This window comes from Endozoicomonas sp. GU-1, assembly GCF_027366395.1.
Lineage (GTDB): Bacteria > Pseudomonadota > Gammaproteobacteria > Pseudomonadales > Endozoicomonadaceae > Endozoicomonas.
This window is the reverse complement of sequence record NZ_CP114771.1, coordinates 2,156,697-2,170,713: the sequence shown is the minus strand read 5'-3', so window position 1 is coordinate 2,170,713 and position 14,017 is coordinate 2,156,697. Positions and strand designations below refer to the sequence as shown.

At 49.4% G+C, this 14,017-nt stretch carries 15 protein-coding genes; 2 read left to right on the top strand and 13 right to left on the bottom strand.

The features are described 5' to 3' along the window. Positions 1-46: 46 nt before the first annotated feature. The 10 genes from O3276_RS08745 to O3276_RS08700 form a co-directional block, all read right to left on the bottom strand. On the bottom strand, positions 47-985 hold the full coding sequence (locus O3276_RS08745) for a hydroxymethylglutaryl-CoA lyase (RefSeq protein ID WP_269675294.1): 939 nt from the start codon (positions 983-985) through the stop codon (positions 47-49). A gap of 23 nt (positions 986-1,008) precedes the next feature. Then, positions 1,009-2,991, bottom strand: a complete 1,983-nt coding sequence (locus tag O3276_RS08740; protein ID WP_269675293.1) for an acetyl/propionyl/methylcrotonyl-CoA carboxylase subunit alpha — start codon at positions 2,989-2,991, stop codon at positions 1,009-1,011. Beyond that, the gene (locus O3276_RS08735) at positions 2,984-3,874 is read right to left on the bottom strand and encodes an enoyl-CoA hydratase-related protein (RefSeq protein WP_269675292.1); all 891 of its coding nucleotides are present in this window, start codon (positions 3,872-3,874) and stop codon (positions 2,984-2,986) included. Before O3276_RS08735 ends, O3276_RS08740 begins: the two co-directional genes overlap by 8 nt. Positions 3,875-3,887: 13 nt before the next feature. Next, positions 3,888-5,489 (bottom strand): carboxyl transferase domain-containing protein, encoded by a 1,602-nt coding sequence (locus tag O3276_RS08730; protein WP_269675291.1) that lies wholly within the window; start codon positions 5,487-5,489, stop codon positions 3,888-3,890. A 17-nt stretch (positions 5,490-5,506) separates the two neighbouring features. Next, complete coding sequence (locus O3276_RS08725) at positions 5,507-6,676, bottom strand: isovaleryl-CoA dehydrogenase (protein WP_269675290.1); 1,170 nt, start codon at positions 6,674-6,676, stop codon at positions 5,507-5,509. Between the two features lie 52 nt (positions 6,677-6,728). Beyond that, a complete protein-coding gene (locus O3276_RS08720) occupies positions 6,729-7,112 on the bottom strand; it encodes a MerR family transcriptional regulator (protein ID WP_269675955.1) in 384 nt (127 codons plus the stop codon). Positions 7,113-7,243: 131 nt separating this feature from the next. Next, positions 7,244-8,329, bottom strand: a complete 1,086-nt coding sequence (locus O3276_RS08715) for a hypothetical protein (RefSeq protein WP_269675289.1) — start codon at positions 8,327-8,329, stop codon at positions 7,244-7,246. A 134-nt stretch (positions 8,330-8,463) separates the two neighbouring features. Continuing rightward, positions 8,464-9,219 carry a thiopurine S-methyltransferase gene (locus O3276_RS08710; protein WP_269675288.1) on the bottom strand — a complete coding sequence of 252 codons (756 nt, stop codon included), beginning with the start codon at positions 9,217-9,219 and terminating at the stop codon, positions 8,464-8,466. A 209-nt stretch (positions 9,220-9,428) separates the two neighbouring features. Then, positions 9,429-9,674 carry a hypothetical protein gene (locus O3276_RS08705; protein ID WP_269675287.1) on the bottom strand — a complete coding sequence of 82 codons (246 nt, stop codon included), beginning with the start codon at positions 9,672-9,674 and terminating at the stop codon, positions 9,429-9,431. A 109-nt stretch (positions 9,675-9,783) separates the two neighbouring features. Continuing rightward, a complete protein-coding gene (locus tag O3276_RS08700) occupies positions 9,784-10,806 on the bottom strand; it encodes a CobW family GTP-binding protein (protein ID WP_269675286.1) in 1,023 nt (340 codons plus the stop codon). A 276-nt stretch (positions 10,807-11,082) separates the two neighbouring features. Between O3276_RS08700 and O3276_RS08695 the strand changes: the two genes are divergently transcribed. Together O3276_RS08695 and O3276_RS08690 are read left to right on the top strand one after the other, a co-directional pair. Then, entirely contained in the window at positions 11,083-11,373 is a 291-nt protein-coding gene (locus tag O3276_RS08695; protein WP_269675285.1) for a hypothetical protein, read from the top strand. Then, complete coding sequence (locus tag O3276_RS08690) at positions 11,370-12,074, top strand: hypothetical protein (RefSeq protein ID WP_269675284.1); 705 nt, start codon at positions 11,370-11,372, stop codon at positions 12,072-12,074. The genes O3276_RS08695 and O3276_RS08690 overlap by 4 nt, the downstream gene beginning before the upstream one ends. A 47-nt stretch (positions 12,075-12,121) precedes the next feature. Here the strand turns inward: O3276_RS08690 and O3276_RS08685 are convergent, their stop codons facing one another. From O3276_RS08685 to O3276_RS08675, 3 genes are all read right to left on the bottom strand, one after another. Beyond that, a complete protein-coding gene (locus O3276_RS08685; RefSeq protein ID WP_269675283.1) occupies positions 12,122-12,745 on the bottom strand; it encodes a hypothetical protein in 624 nt (207 codons plus the stop codon). Positions 12,746-13,018: 273 nt separating this feature from the next. Then, positions 13,019-13,696 (bottom strand): START domain-containing protein, encoded by a 678-nt coding sequence (locus O3276_RS08680; RefSeq protein ID WP_269675282.1) that lies wholly within the window; start codon positions 13,694-13,696, stop codon positions 13,019-13,021. Between the two features lie 123 nt (positions 13,697-13,819). Next, positions 13,820-14,017: a hypothetical protein gene (locus O3276_RS08675; protein ID WP_269675281.1), complete on the bottom strand. Its 198-nt coding sequence runs from the start codon at positions 14,015-14,017 to the stop codon at positions 13,820-13,822.

The following is a 14,017-nucleotide window of genomic DNA, read 5'->3' as shown; positions in this document are numbered from 1 at the left end:
TTTTGGCTTCTTTTCTGGGTTCTTCTCTGGATTCGCGAGTTTAAATTCAACCGGAAGAATGACTCGACCGGCTCAATGCCAACCCGGCATTTGATCTTGAGGGTATGCCCAGCTGGTCACAAATGAATGTAGCCGCTTTGAGCAGTTCCTTCATATTTATCCCGGTTTTTATGCCCATGCCGTGCAGCATATAGACTACATCTTCCGTTGCCAGATTGCCTGATGCTCCGGGGGCATAAGGACAACCTCCCAGTCCGGCAACCGAGCTGTCAATTACCGAAAGCCCCTCTTCGAGCAGTGCTAAAACATTGGCGAGCGCCTGTCCATAGGTATTGTGAAAGTGTGCCGCCAGGGCTGAGACGGGAATATGTCGGGAAGTGTGCTCCAGCACTTTTTTGGCGTTGAGTGGCGTGCCAACGCCAATGGTGTCGCCCAGGGATATTTCATAGCAGCCCATCTGCCAGAGTTGTTCGGCCACCCCGGCAACGGCAGAAGGGCGGATATCGCCCTCATAGGGGCATCCCATCACACAGGAAACATAGCCTCTGACGTTTAAACCGTGTTTTTTTGCCGCTGCCATAACCGGTTCAAAACGGTGCAGGCTTTCGGCAATGGAACAGTTGATATTTTTCTGACTGAAACCTTCTGAGGCTGAAGCAAATACCGCCACTTCATCAGCACCAGCGGCCAGGGCTGCCTCAAAACCTTTGAGGTTTGGGGTCAGGGCACCATAGGTGATCCCCGGTTGTCGATGAAGAAGATCAAAAACTTTGTGGGAGTCTGCCATTTGCGGAACGGCTTTTGGTGACACAAAGCTGCCCGCTTCAATGCGCTTCAGCCCTGTTCTGGCAAGACGGTTGATCAGCTCAGAGCGAATCCCGGCAGAGAGTATCTCCGGCTGATTCTGCAGCCCGTCTCTGGCACCCATCTCAACCAGCGTTACCCGGTCAGGCAGTTGCTGTGAATTGGCGGTATCACTGGACATCCCTTTACTCCGTGTCGTTGTTTTTATGGTTGTTCGATGAACGTCAGTAATGGTGAACCTGCCCCAACCTGGTCTCCGGCCTGATAAAGTATCCGCTCAACGGTTCCGGGCTCTTTGGCAGTGATGCAGTGTTCCATCTTCATGGCTTCCATCATCAGCAGCGGGGTTCCCTGCGCTACAGACTGGCCCTCATTGACCATCACGCAGGTGATGGTGCCACTCATCGGAGCAAGAGGTACATTATCCTGATGGTCTTCCTGTGCCATGGGGTGGCCGGGGAGTGCAACTTCATGGCTGATTTTTTGAAGAATGACTTTCAATAATTCCCCGGGTTGGGGAATGATACGGCAATTGTTTGGCTGTAATTTCTCTGCGTCTGTGGTGTCAAAACCGAGGCTCATTGATGCGCCGCAGGTTTCGTGGTTAACGTTGGCGGTTACAGTCAGTGATTTATCTCCGATACGCAGTAGATAACGGTTGGACTGTTTATCGACCCTGACCAGCCAGCGCTGTTCATCCAGATAAAGCTGAACCAGGGATTCTGTGCTGAAAGTGGAGCCACACGAGGTTGGCAGTAACTTGTCCGGTCTGGCGAGGTTGCCACATTCAAACTGATAAATAGCTGCAACCGCTAACAGCTGCTCTCTATGCTCCGAAGATAAAGCGGGAAAAGGGTGATGATCAATAAAGTCAGTACTGAGTTTGGCATCAATAAATGCCGGCGTTGCCAGCAGATGCGCCAGGAAGTCCCGGTTATCGCAGATCCCTGCCTGATAGTACTGAGCCAGCGCCGTCTGAAGCTGGGCTATTGCAGCTTGTCGGCTGGGGCCTCTGGCAATGATTTTTGCCATCATGGGGTCGTACCAGGCGGTGATGCTGTCACCGGCCTGAATGCCGGTATCAATACGCAGGTTGCCATGGGTCTCTGGCCATTCCAGGGCCAGAATGCGTCCGGAGGTGGGCAGAAAATCCAGCCTTGGGTTTTCTGCATACAACCGGGCTTCAATGGCATGGCCATGGCAGTGTAATGATGCCTGATCCAAGGGCAGAGGTTGGCCGGATGCCACGGTTAACTGCCACTCAACCAGGTCCAGATCAGTGACCATTTCCGTTACCGGATGCTCCACCTGGAGGCGGGTATTCATCTCCATAAAGTAGAATTGATCACCATCAAGCAGAAACTCCACGGTACCCGCCCCTTGATAGCCGATGGCTTTGCCGGCGGCGACGGCGGCATTGCCCATGGCTTCGCGCAGTTCGGGAGTCAGGCCGGGGGCGGGGGCTTCTTCAATCACTTTTTGATGTCGGCGCTGCAAAGAGCAGTCCCGGTCAAACAGAAAAACACCATTTCCCTGTTGGTCAAAGAAAATCTGAACTTCTACATGCCGCGCTGTTGTGACAAAACGTTCAAGCAGCAGTTGGTCATTGCCAAAGGCTTTTTCTGCTTCACGCCTTGCCGACTCCAGCTGCTGCTCCAGCTGCTCTGAATGTTCAACAACACGCATCCCTTTACCGCCACCGCCAAAAGCAGCCTTGATCAGCAGGGGGTAACCAATGTGTGCGGCTTCAGCCATCAGCTGCTGGTTACTCTGGTGCTCGCCGTGGTAACCGGGAACCAGAGGGACTCCCGCCTCTGCCATGATTTTCTTGGCTTCACTTTTTGAGCCCATGGCATCAATGGCCGAAGCTGGAGGGCCTACGAAGATAATGCCTTTTTGCTGGCAGGCTAAGGCAAACTCGGCATTTTCCGACAGGAAGCCATAACCGGGGTGAAGGGCATCCGCCTTTTCCTGTTCTGCTATGGACAATATGTTCTCAATATCCAGGTAACTCTCAAGAGCAGGGCTTGGGCCAGCATAGACTGCTTTAGTGGCCATGGTCGTATGGAGGGCCCGATGGTCGGCATCGGAATAGAGGGCAATGGTTTCCATACCCATGGCATGGGCGGTTTTTATAATTCGGCAGGCGATTTCCCCACGGTTGGCAATCAGCAGGCGTTTAATCATGGTGTTGCTCCTTTGCTGATGGCTTTTTATTGGCTGATGGCTTTTTATTTGCTAATGGCTTTTTATTTGCTAATGGCTTTTTATTAGCTGAAGGCTCTCCCCAGTCCGGAGCACGCTTTTCCAGAAAAGCGCTCAATCCCTCCTGACCTTCCGGTGAAATACGAATACTGGCAATCCGTTCGCAGGTCAGATTAATGAGGTCTTCATCAATCAGCTGATGATTGACGTCATCAATTAATCGTTTTGCTTCAGCCATGGCAACGGGGGCGTTCTGAATGATTTGGTCACAAAGTACTTCGACTGTCGACGATAAATCCTGCTCTTTACACCGTTCATGAATCAGGTTCAGGCGCAGCGCCTGTTTGGCTGCGATGGTTTCTGCACTGAGAAAATAGCGTCGTGCCTGGCGTGCTCCCATGGCTCGAACAACGTAGGGACTGATGACCGCAGGAATAAGCCCGAGCTTGACTTCGCTCAGGCAGAACTTTGCTGATCGACTGGCGATGGCGATATCGCAGGCGGTGATCAGCCCCAGGGCACCACCAAATGCTGCACCCTGCACCGCCGCTATAGTAGGGGCAGGGAACTGGTCCAGCCGTTGAATCAGGCTGGCCAGTTGTCGTGCATCCTGATGATTTTCTTCTTTGCTCAGTGCTTTCGACTGTTTCATCCAGTTGAGGTCAGCACCGGTACAGAAATGTTTACCATTGGCTTTGAGTATCAGCAGGCGGGTGGGCGTCTGCTCAATCTGATCAAACGCCTGGTGCATTTCGGCAATCAGCTCTTTATTCAGGGCGTTGCCGGTTTCAGGCCGGTTGAGACAGAGCGTAGCGATCTGACGGGCTTGGTCACTGATATCAAGGGTCAGGTTTTTATAGTTCATTGTGATGTGCACCTTACATCCTGAATATGCCAAAGCGGGTCTCTTCAATGGGAGCATTCATTGCCGCAGAAAGACCCAGTCCAAGGACGGTACGGGTATCCGCCGGATCAATCACACCATCATCCCAGAGTCGTGCACTGGCGTAGTAAGGGTTGCCCTGGTGATTGTAGTTCTCAAGAATGGGCTGACGGATGGCCCGGGCTTCCTCTTCACTTAATGCCTGCCCCTGTTTGGCATCACGTTTGACCTGGACCAGGACATTGGCGGCCTGTTCTGCGCCCATCACCGAAATACGGGCATTGGGCCAGCTCCAGAGAAACCGGGGATCGTAGGCTCTGCCACACATGCCATAATTGCCTGCACCAAAGCTGCCGCCGATTATCACCGTGAATTTGGGGACTCTGGCACAGGCAACGGCGTGGACCATTTTCGCGCCATGGCGGGCAATACCTCCGGACTCCGCCTGGGATCCCACCATATAACCGGTGGTATTCTGGAGAAATACCAGTGGCATTTTGCGCTGACAGCACAGTTCGATAAAGTGTGCACCTTTCTGGGCGGATTCGGAAAAGAGTATGCCGTTGTTGGCAACAATCCCCACCGGATGCCCATGGATTCGGGCAAAGCCACACACCAGCGTTTCCCCAAACAGCGCCTTGAACTCATCAAAATCGGAGCCATCAACAATACGGGCGATGACTTCCCTGACGTCATAGGGTTGTCTCAGGTTCGAAGGGACAACCCCGTAGAGCTCTTTGATGTCATACAGTGGTTCAGTACTCGGGCGAAGATCGTAATAACTTTTCTTTACCCGATTCAGGCGGGATACCGATTGTCGTATCAGGCGGATGGCATGGGCATCATCATTGGCGTAATGGTCGGCCACGCCGGATTGACGACAATGAACGTCTGCGCCGCCCAGAGCCTCTGCGCTAATCTCTTCACCGGTGGCAGCTTTCACCAGGGGCGGGCCAGCAAGGAAAATGGTGCCCTGACCGCGGACAATAATGCTTTCATCCGCCATGGCAGGAACATAAGCACCGCCGGCCGTGCAGGAACCCATCACCGCAGCAATTTGTGGAATCCCCCTGGCCGACATATTGGCCTGATTAAAGAAAATCCGGCCAAAGTGTTCCCGGTCAGGAAACACTTCATCCTGTCTGGGCAGGTTGGCACCACCGGAATCCACCAGGTAGATACAGGGCAGGTGATTCTGCTCGGCGATGGCCTGGGCTCTTAAATGCTTTTTAACGGTGAGTGGAAAGTAGCTGCCGCCTTTGACGGTGGCATCGTTAGCGACAATCATGCACTCACGGCCTGAAACCTGGCCAATACCGGCCACCACGCCAGCACAGGGTACTGCTTCGTTGTAGACCTTGTCGGCCGCAAAAAGCCCGACTTCCATAAATGGGGAGCCGGGGTCCAGCAACAGGGCAATTCTATCTCTGGGCAGCAGTTTGCCTTTGCTGATGTGTTTTTCCCGGGCTTTTGCAGATCCCCCCAGTTTCAGGTGATCAGACTTCTGCAGCAGTTCATCAACCAGTGCCTGCATTTGACGACGGTTGTCATTAAATTCTGCGCTGTCTATGGCTATTGTTGTGGTCAGTGCCACCATGACAATCCCCCCTCCGTTTAATGTCCGGTTTCCTGAAACAGCTCCCGGCCGATCAGCATACGACGGATTTCCGATGTGCCGGCACCGATCTCGTACAGTTTGGCATCCCTTAACAGGCGTCCGGTGGGGTAGTCATTGATATAGCCATTGCCACCGAGTATCTGGATGGCATCCAGTGCCAGTGCCGTTGCTGTTTCGGCGCAGTAGAGAATAACGCCTGCCGCATCCTTGCGGGTTGTTTCGCCACGGTCACAGGCGGCAGCGACAGCGTAGAGGTAAGCTTTGCAGGCATTCATCCGGGCGTACATATCGGCAAGCTTGCCCTGAATCAGCTGAAATTCACCGATGGACTGGCCAAACTGTTTTCGGTCATGAATGTAAGGCAGAACCACATCCAGGCAGGCCTGCATGATGCCGGTGGGGCCTCCTGAAAGCACCACCCGCTCGTAGTCCAGTCCGCTCATCAGCACTTCAACACCGCCATTGAGGTTACCCAGCACGTTTCGGGCAGGCACTTCACAGTTCTCAAACACCAGTTCGCAGGTGTTTGAACCCCGCATGCCCAGTTTGTCCAGTTTCTGGGCCCTGGAGAATCCGGGGAAGTCCCTTTCGACAATAAAGGCGGTGATGCCACGGGATCTTTTTTCCGGTTCCGTTTTGGCATAGATCACGTAGGTGGAGGCATCAGGGCCATTAGTGATCCACATTTTGTTACCGTTCAGGATAAAGCGGTCGCCTTTCTTTTCGGCCCTGAGCTTCATACTGACGACATCGGAACCGGCTTCCGGTTCACTCATGGCCAGTGCGCCAACGGCCCGGCCACTGATCAGGTCAGGCAGATATTGTTCTTTTTGCGCATCGCTACCCATGCGGAAAATCTGGTTGACGCAGAGGTTGGAGTGGGCACCATAGCTGAGCCCAACGGCAGCAGAAGCCCTGCTGATCTCTTCCATGGCGATAACATGGGCGAGGTACCCCATGGCTGAGCCGCCATAAGGTTCAGATACGGTGATACCCAGCAAGCCCATATCCCCCATTTTCTGCCAGAGGTCCATGGGGAACTGGTTGGTCTGGTCGATCTCCATGGCCCTTGGCGCAATCTCTTTTGCTGCAAATTGCCTGACCTGCTCCCTGAGCATGTCGTTGGTTTCTCCAAGGTTGAAATTCAGCTCTGAGTATTGGCTCATTGGGGCTTCCTCACTTTTTATTGTTATTGCTGTGGGCGTTTTATCTAACGGTTTACTGATCGCTTTCCTTCAGGGCTTTAACACAGCGCTTTCTGGCTTCGGTAAGTTCATCCTGCATTATGTGAATGTCCTGCAGCTGTTGCTCAAGGCGCATACTGGACGTATCAATGGCATCCAGCATTGCCCGGAGCTGCTTTTTATTTCGGGAGGTCGGGTCATACAGCGCAATCAAATCCCTGGATTCAGCCAGGCTTAAGCCAAGACGCTTGCCCCGGACAATAAGCTTAAGATGAACGCGGTCCTTCTTGCTATAAACGCGCTGCAGACCATTACGCTTTGGGCTGAGTAGCCCCTGATCTTCATAAAAGCGTATCGCCCTGGGAGTGAGGTCAAACTCCCTGGCGAGTTCTGAAATAGTGAACGTGCTCTCGGACATGGTTCTGTGCTCGTTATTGGCAGCGTGTTGAAGACGCTTCTTTCTAATCACAACTTGAGTGTAGCTTCCCCTTACGTAAACGTAAATCTATCTACCGAACCCACTGGCTTTTCCGGTTTGGTAGCTGTTTTTTAGCTTCGATTGCTTACCACTCTGGGTGAGGAGAGCTTCATCAGAAATGTTAATATTTCTTCAGTCAGGGGGGCTGAAGGCGGGGGAAGAGAGGGAAGTGATGATAATTCTGCTTTTTTTGCATTCGCTGCCAGCTCTCCTTTTTCCCTCGCTAGTTTTTCACTAAAGCCTTTTTTAATGGCTGCTTTATAGGCGTTTGATCTTGCATTACATATAGCTTTTATTTTCATCCCTTTAGCAGTTTGGGCGTATCTGGCTATGCATCTGGAATTACTGGCTCTGCCTTTTTGGGATTTGGCGTATCTGGCCCTGCTAGCCTTGCCTTTATCGGTTTTGGCGTATCTGGCCCTGCTAGCCTTGCCTTTATCGGTTTTGGCGTGTTTGGCTGCGCTTCTGGCCATGCTAGCCCTGCGTTCATTGGATGTGGGATATTTGGCTTTACTTATTTCCTGCTTTGGCATACTACTTGCTAAAGTGCAGTCATCTTTGGGTGAAACAAGCAGAGGTTCACCAGAACCGGATGGTTCAGTTAATTTCAACCAGCCAGCTTCTTTACACGCTTGCTGTTGTGTAGCTGTATTCAATGGACCAATGACAGCCACTGGACGCGATGATGACTGAGCAAAACTGACTGATGCATTTTGTGAGGGTAATTGCTGAGCTATTCGTTGAGAGCTTCTTGGGGTTAAATCCGTTTTTGTAAAATCATCAGCGGCTGTCCTGGTTACATCATAAGGGACAATGGCATCAAGATCTGCCTGTACATAGAATCCAGGAAACGGTGGTTTGTTTTCAGTGGGTGGTGAATAAGAAATAGAAAAATCATTAAGGAAACGTGTAGTAGGAGTTGGCATGCCCTGGTTGGTTATGTACTTATTTATATATCTGACATGGGGTGAATTGACTATCTGTACATAATTGCCAGCCATACCTCGATGTGTGCTGATAGCATAAGGGTCTGCTAAAGGCGTTCCTGACCAATCCTGAAAGCACGGATAAACAAAACCGAAATTTGGGCCAGCGTTGGAAGTGTTCATTGAATTAAAGAAATATTGAATTTCCGCTTGAGACTGTCCCTTCTTCAAAAAGTTCCTGCTTACAGCCCAATCAATCACAAAAAACGTGTGGATGGTAGATAAAAAAGTAGAGGTTAGACGACAAGAACCCGCCTGGTGATATCAGGCAGGAGAAGGGATTGGCATTGCTGGCCCGTTAGAAACTACTTCCGGTCAAGTTTGAAAACATGCTCCGTAATTACCTGCAAACCCTGAGCCTGTTTTCGTGGTGAGGGTTTGGTGTCCCGTGTCTCAATCAGATCGATCTCGAAGTGGTCACCGTAGAGTGCTTTTACCCGATTGGGTGGGATACTGAATGGTGGCGCTGCTGCGGCAGTATCATCATATTCGACCGTGATCAGCAGGATTTGCTCAACATCCGGTGCAATGCGCAGAAGTTGTTCTATGTAAGCTTCCTGCTTGCCGGGAGGGAGTGCAACCAGGGCTGCCCGGTCATAAACAAATCTGGCCGGAATACTCTCTTCTGCCAGGGTAAAAAAATCCCCCCGAACCAGGGCTAACCGTTCGCTGGACCAGTACTCATGTTCACCGGCGGTCTGCCTTGTGTAATCGCGGTTTTGCTCGGAAAAAAAGGCTTCCACAGCTACCTCACTCAACTCGGAGCCAATAACAAAGTGTCCCTGCTTATGGAGCTCAACCATATCCAGGCTCTTGCCACACAGCGGAACGAACACCATATCCTTTGGAACTGCACGTATTTTGGGCCAGTGTTTAACCAGCATAGGGTTGGCCTGATCAAGATGGAAGCCAATGTTATTGTTCTGCCAATGAGACTGCCAGTTAATCTCGTCCATTGCTATTGATATCCCGTTACCATGGTCGGACACTGAATTGGATGCTTTGCAATTATTAACCATACCGGCTGCCAGTAGGAAGATAAATAGCTGAGTGTAGTTCATGATCAGCCTTACTCTCTGAAGTCGTGTATACAAGGTAGCAGAATGCCACTGGTTGTGATTGAAGCGATGCACGGGGCAGGAAAATCTGCGCTGTAATAAAATGCCCCGGCAAAGAAACAGGAATGATTCACTGTTCGAATATGACCGGCCGCTCTCATTGATATCCGGTCTGCCAATATGATACGCAAGAGCCCGTTTGCGCAGGGAGGTTATTTATTGATCACCTGCTGACAAAACTTGTCCAATAAGTCGGGATCTAAAACTATTTTTAATTTATCACGCAGATCAGCTTCAGTTGAAGCGCCACCTGCTTGAGACAAATGAGTGTCAGCCGGGTTTGGGGATATATCTACACGAAAGGGGCCGAAATCGACTTGCCCGCTTTCAGTATCTTGAGAATTTGCGCTGAAATCATTGCCAGAATCAGGGCGGAGGTTTATTTTGTCGAAATTCATCACAACTACCCTCAGAATTTATTCTCAATATGAAAATATGTTGTTGACTCAATTTTTTTTTGCTAACAAATCCTAACTGAAATAATGTGAGTTTACTGAAAAAACCGGCTTATGCTGCCGGTTGGAAAATAATGGTTTCCTGTAGTCTGGTTTCAAAGTCATCCCAGTCCATAGGTGAGCTGCTGATGATTTCCAGGCGGCTATCTGACGTTTCTTTAATCTCTATCACACTGACAATGCCATCCTGCATATTAAAACCTTTCACCCCCCGGTCTGTTTTTGCCACCGCTTTTAAACGCTGGGCAGTTTGCGCATGAATCAGTGAAAACAGCCGGTCAAATGAAAACGAAGTGCTGTCAGAAAACAGCCAGCCACAGCTGAAATGATGCTGGCCGGTGTTTTCCTTGCGGAGGAAAAGCTGGCCTTCAGCTAGCTTGAGGCCCATGGCTTCCGTGGTCTGGAGCTGATCAGAGCCCTTGTGGTGTGCATGGTGGGCATTGGGGTTAACCGCCACACGATCACGGCGAGGAAGGTCCAGCCACTCTACGGAAAGTGCCCCCTGCTTTACCCAGGCCGTTTCAGGTTTTGGCAACGGTAGCTGGTCTGCAAACTGCTCAAAACGCCTACGGTCAGTTTCGCTGGATAAGTCAGTTTTGTTGGCTACCAGAACATCGGCCAGATGAATCTGATCCCGAAAATTGTCATTCTCAAGGTATCGGGTATCTTCAAGGTTGCGCGGATCCACCAGGCAGATACTGGCTTCCAGGCTCAGAATCTCACGGTAATACTCTCCTTGCAGTGTGTTAATAATTTCCTGGGGATGGCCCAGCCCGGTGGGCTCAATCAGCAGCCGGTCCGGTTTGCTGCGGGCGATCAGCATATTAAGGCCAATCTGCATGGGGAGCCCGGCCACGCAGCACATACAGCCACCGGGCACTTCTCGCACGAATACATCATTACGTGCCGAGGAGCCCTGTAACAGGGCACCATCAATACCGACTTCGCCAAACTCATTGACCAGCACAGCCCAGGTTTCGTTTTCCGGTTTCTGCCTGAGTAAATGCACAATGGCAGTGGTTTTACCGGAGCCCAGGAAGCCGGTGATCAAATTGGCAGGAATTTTTTTCTCCATTGTAATAACACAGCCTTGCAATTTTCTGGAACTGGAACTTGAAATAGTATCGTGAATTATAAATGTAAATGAATAAATTGGTGGTGATATCTGCACGTTGGCTTTTTGCAGAAGAGCTTTCACTTTTACAGGAAGTGCTATCTTGGTTGCTCAGAAGCTTATTGATCAGCCTGGCGTTTCTGATCATGGGTTCCTGAAAACCAAAACAGGACTTCTAACAATGATTAACACCGGTGTGGAAGCTGGAAGTTGTTGTCTAGGCATTGCTCACCATGCTTGAATGGTGAGTGGAAAGACACTGGAGGGGCTTTCGGACGGACAATAAGATTAAAGACAGATGCAGAAGCACATATTGCTAAAGAGAAAGAGATCGAGGTGCAAAGCGATATAGAAACAGAGCTTTTTTCAAAGAAAATCATCTATCGAACTTTTGACAGACTAAATGGACAAAAAATAAAACCCGCTTTTCGAGACAAACTGGATGAATTTAAAAAAGATCTTCATGTTTTTGATGATAATCTGGCCGATCTTGTGGGGAGTAACTCCGGCCCTTCCGAATTACGATGATGCCAAGCGAAGATAATGGTAAAAAATACAAAGAGGCGATGAAGGCTGCTGTTGATGCTGTTATTGCTGATATTCGAGGCACCTATGAAGAGTGGGTCGTTGAAGGCCTCGAAACGATATCCTCCGATATTGATGAGTTAGATTCTTATTTCTTTGCACTCATGCTGCAACGAATAGATGAGGGGTGGCAGAACCTGCCAGATGAGGATAGTTTTTTTGTCAATCCTGAGCTGATTGACAAGTATCCGGAAAAATATCAGATACAGCGTATGGGAATGCAAGTAAGCCAATGGTTGTTTGGCGTAGGGATCGTTGCTGCAAGCTCATACACCCTTGGGGCTAGAGGGGTTATGCAGATGGATAAAGGAGATACCAGCAGCCTTTTTGGTTGGCTGATAAGTACAGCAATGAACCGGTACAATATCAGTCAGGATGAAGCTATTGCAAGAATTCTATCTCAGCCGACATTTGTCACGTCGTTAAATGATGGTCATGAGCCTAAATTCGACGGATCGATTCTGGGGAATTTTGAAGGAGGTGGAAAAGTCCTTTATATGTCAGCAATAGCATTAGCAAATCGGTTTCATCTTAGTGAATATGCGGGTATGGCAACGGCCATGTTTTTAGCAAGGGTCAAAAGAGCTGTTTGCTCCCTGCCTGAATGTTTTTCTCAGGTTTTTTATCGTCATGTTGATCGATAAAGTAATTCGTCAGTTTATTCAAGGTTCGAGACCTGAAACCGGGACGTTCACATCGCATATAATTCATTAATAAAGTTTTCTGTGAACAAACCTGCCGCAATGCATTGGCGAATAAATGGTGTCAGTGGTTTTAAAGATTGGCTAAATAGCTGTGAAAGTTCCAGAAAATTCGTGCACTCCCGAACTGAGCCAAGACTGAATTGATCCAATACATAAGGTATATTTTGACAGTTTGTAAATGATTTATCGAAGCGTATTTGATCGTGAAGTGCCAGTATAACTTTATTGACCTTCTCCTGTGATAGTGGGCAGTAGCAGTCTTTCCCCGACCAGGAGGGTCTATAATGTTTCTCTTGCCATAGGTCCCATCTCCAATCATCGGGTTTATTGGGGTTTCTTTCAGCGGTACTGGCCTGCAGACGGTTCGGTCCAGGCAGTTGAAAACGTTCTATAAGATGATCAATCAGTGGGCTGACAATCTGGTCTGCCTGACATTTATTCTGCTCAGCGGCTTGTAAAACAAGAGTAACTACATTCTGTTTAACGGTTGTTAATGACTTATTAAATGTCGCACTTTCCTGTGCCATTCCTGCCATGGCAGCATTGCCAGTGGGAGGGTCGGACAATTGCATGGTATAAACAGTTTTATTATTTCCTATTGGATCAAGCATAAAAGGACCTTTATGTTGAGACGTAGATATTGCTGTTCATAGGGGCTGAATAACTTAATCACTCTGCACAGACAGAAAACTTATGCTGTCAACGTATAGTCTGTTTAATCCGCCAATAGTTCCCTTCCTGACCAAATGAAATATACAATTCCATTTCACTCACTACTGAAAGCCACTAATCACGACGGGTGAACTCCTTGTTTGCCAGCCAGATAAACCGGCTGTGACATGGCAATGACTTATGCGCTGTTGCTGTCACAGCGGCAAAGGGCTTTATACATCGTTTTGAATATAGTTACGTTGCGCTTTCTGGTAACGCCCGGCCTGAATAATCATCTGCATATTTTTCAGTGTGTGATACGGTGTATCAACCACAATACTGTTGGATAACCAGGCCGGGAGAGCGCCGCCCGGCTCGGCATGCACCTGATAAACAACATCAATCTGGCCGTCTGCTGCTGGCGTAAACAACCAGAAGCCATTCATTCTGGTAATACGTACATAATCGTTATTTGCAGGTACCTGATCATTTTTGGCCGTCAGGTCAACACGAACAACTTTGCTGGTTGCATCCTGACGGGTACGGGAGTGTACTACGGTATCACGATCCGATACTGGCCAGGGGGCTTTGGTGATCATATAAGTAATGGCTTCACCGCGATCCTGGTGGTATTCGAGAGCATCAATGCCACCGCAGTTATGCATCCACTCTGTTGCGACGGCAACATCTTCAATCAAGGCTACCGGCGCTGTCAGCGTGGATGAAATGGTCATTTCACCACGAAACTCCCGCAGCTCTGAACCGGCAACGTTTCGGGTAAAAACTTTAATGCCTGAATCACTGTCGTCTTTTACCAGCTGCCATTCGAAGTGCTCGCTTTTCTCTTCGGCCAGAGCCAGAGAAATCCAGGCTAACAAAAGCGAGATACCACAGGTAATCAAATGCTTCATTCATGTTGCTCCATGACATTATTATTGGTGGAGAAAGTGCAACCTGTTCACGACAGGCAGCACCATTGTTGCAAAGTTAATCCACTCTGACACGGACAAAAAATACCAAACGTTCAGGCTAAATTATAAAAAACCGTGAGATAAAAAGTCACACACCGTCATCCGGGCTTCAATTGGTTTGAGCAGCACCTGCCATTCAAGATCAATTATTGGTCGATGCGGTAAATTGCTGATCATTTTTTCAACTTGTGTGTTATCTTTTTTAATTGGTCCGACATCATGCTTGACATAAGTCAGTATGATGTCAGGCCAATGGCCCAT

Bases quoted from the DNA above. Each gene is read 5' to 3' on its own strand.
- O3276_RS08685 (WP_269675283.1), bottom strand. From the start codon at position 12,745: ATGCTTGATCCAATAGGAAATAATAAAACTGTTTATACCATGCAATTG.
- O3276_RS08740 (WP_269675293.1), bottom strand. From the start codon at position 2,991: ATGATTAAACGCCTGCTGATTGCCAACCGTGGGGAAATCGCCTGCCGA.
- O3276_RS08735 (WP_269675292.1), bottom strand. From the start codon at position 3,874: ATGAACTATAAAAACCTGACCCTTGATATCAGTGACCAAGCCCGTCAG.
- O3276_RS08745 (WP_269675294.1), bottom strand. From the start codon at position 985: ATGTCCAGTGATACCGCCAATTCACAGCAACTGCCTGACCGGGTAACG.
- O3276_RS08725 (WP_269675290.1), bottom strand. From the start codon at position 6,676: ATGAGCCAATACTCAGAGCTGAATTTCAACCTTGGAGAAACCAACGAC.
- O3276_RS08690 (WP_269675284.1), top strand. From the start codon at position 11,370: ATGATGCCAAGCGAAGATAATGGTAAAAAATACAAAGAGGCGATGAAG.
- O3276_RS08700 (WP_269675286.1), bottom strand. From the start codon at position 10,806: ATGGAGAAAAAAATTCCTGCCAATTTGATCACCGGCTTCCTGGGCTCC.
- O3276_RS08720 (WP_269675955.1), bottom strand. From the start codon at position 7,112: ATGTCCGAGAGCACGTTCACTATTTCAGAACTCGCCAGGGAGTTTGAC.
- O3276_RS08705 (WP_269675287.1), bottom strand. From the start codon at position 9,674: ATGAATTTCGACAAAATAAACCTCCGCCCTGATTCTGGCAATGATTTC.
- O3276_RS08730 (WP_269675291.1), bottom strand. From the start codon at position 5,489: ATGGTGGCACTGACCACAACAATAGCCATAGACAGCGCAGAATTTAAT.
- O3276_RS08675 (WP_269675281.1), bottom strand. From the start codon at position 14,017: ATGGGCCATTGGCCTGACATCATACTGACTTATGTCAAGCATGATGTC.
- O3276_RS08710 (WP_269675288.1), bottom strand. From the start codon at position 9,219: ATGAACTACACTCAGCTATTTATCTTCCTACTGGCAGCCGGTATGGTT.
- O3276_RS08680 (WP_269675282.1), bottom strand. From the start codon at position 13,696: ATGAAGCATTTGATTACCTGTGGTATCTCGCTTTTGTTAGCCTGGATT.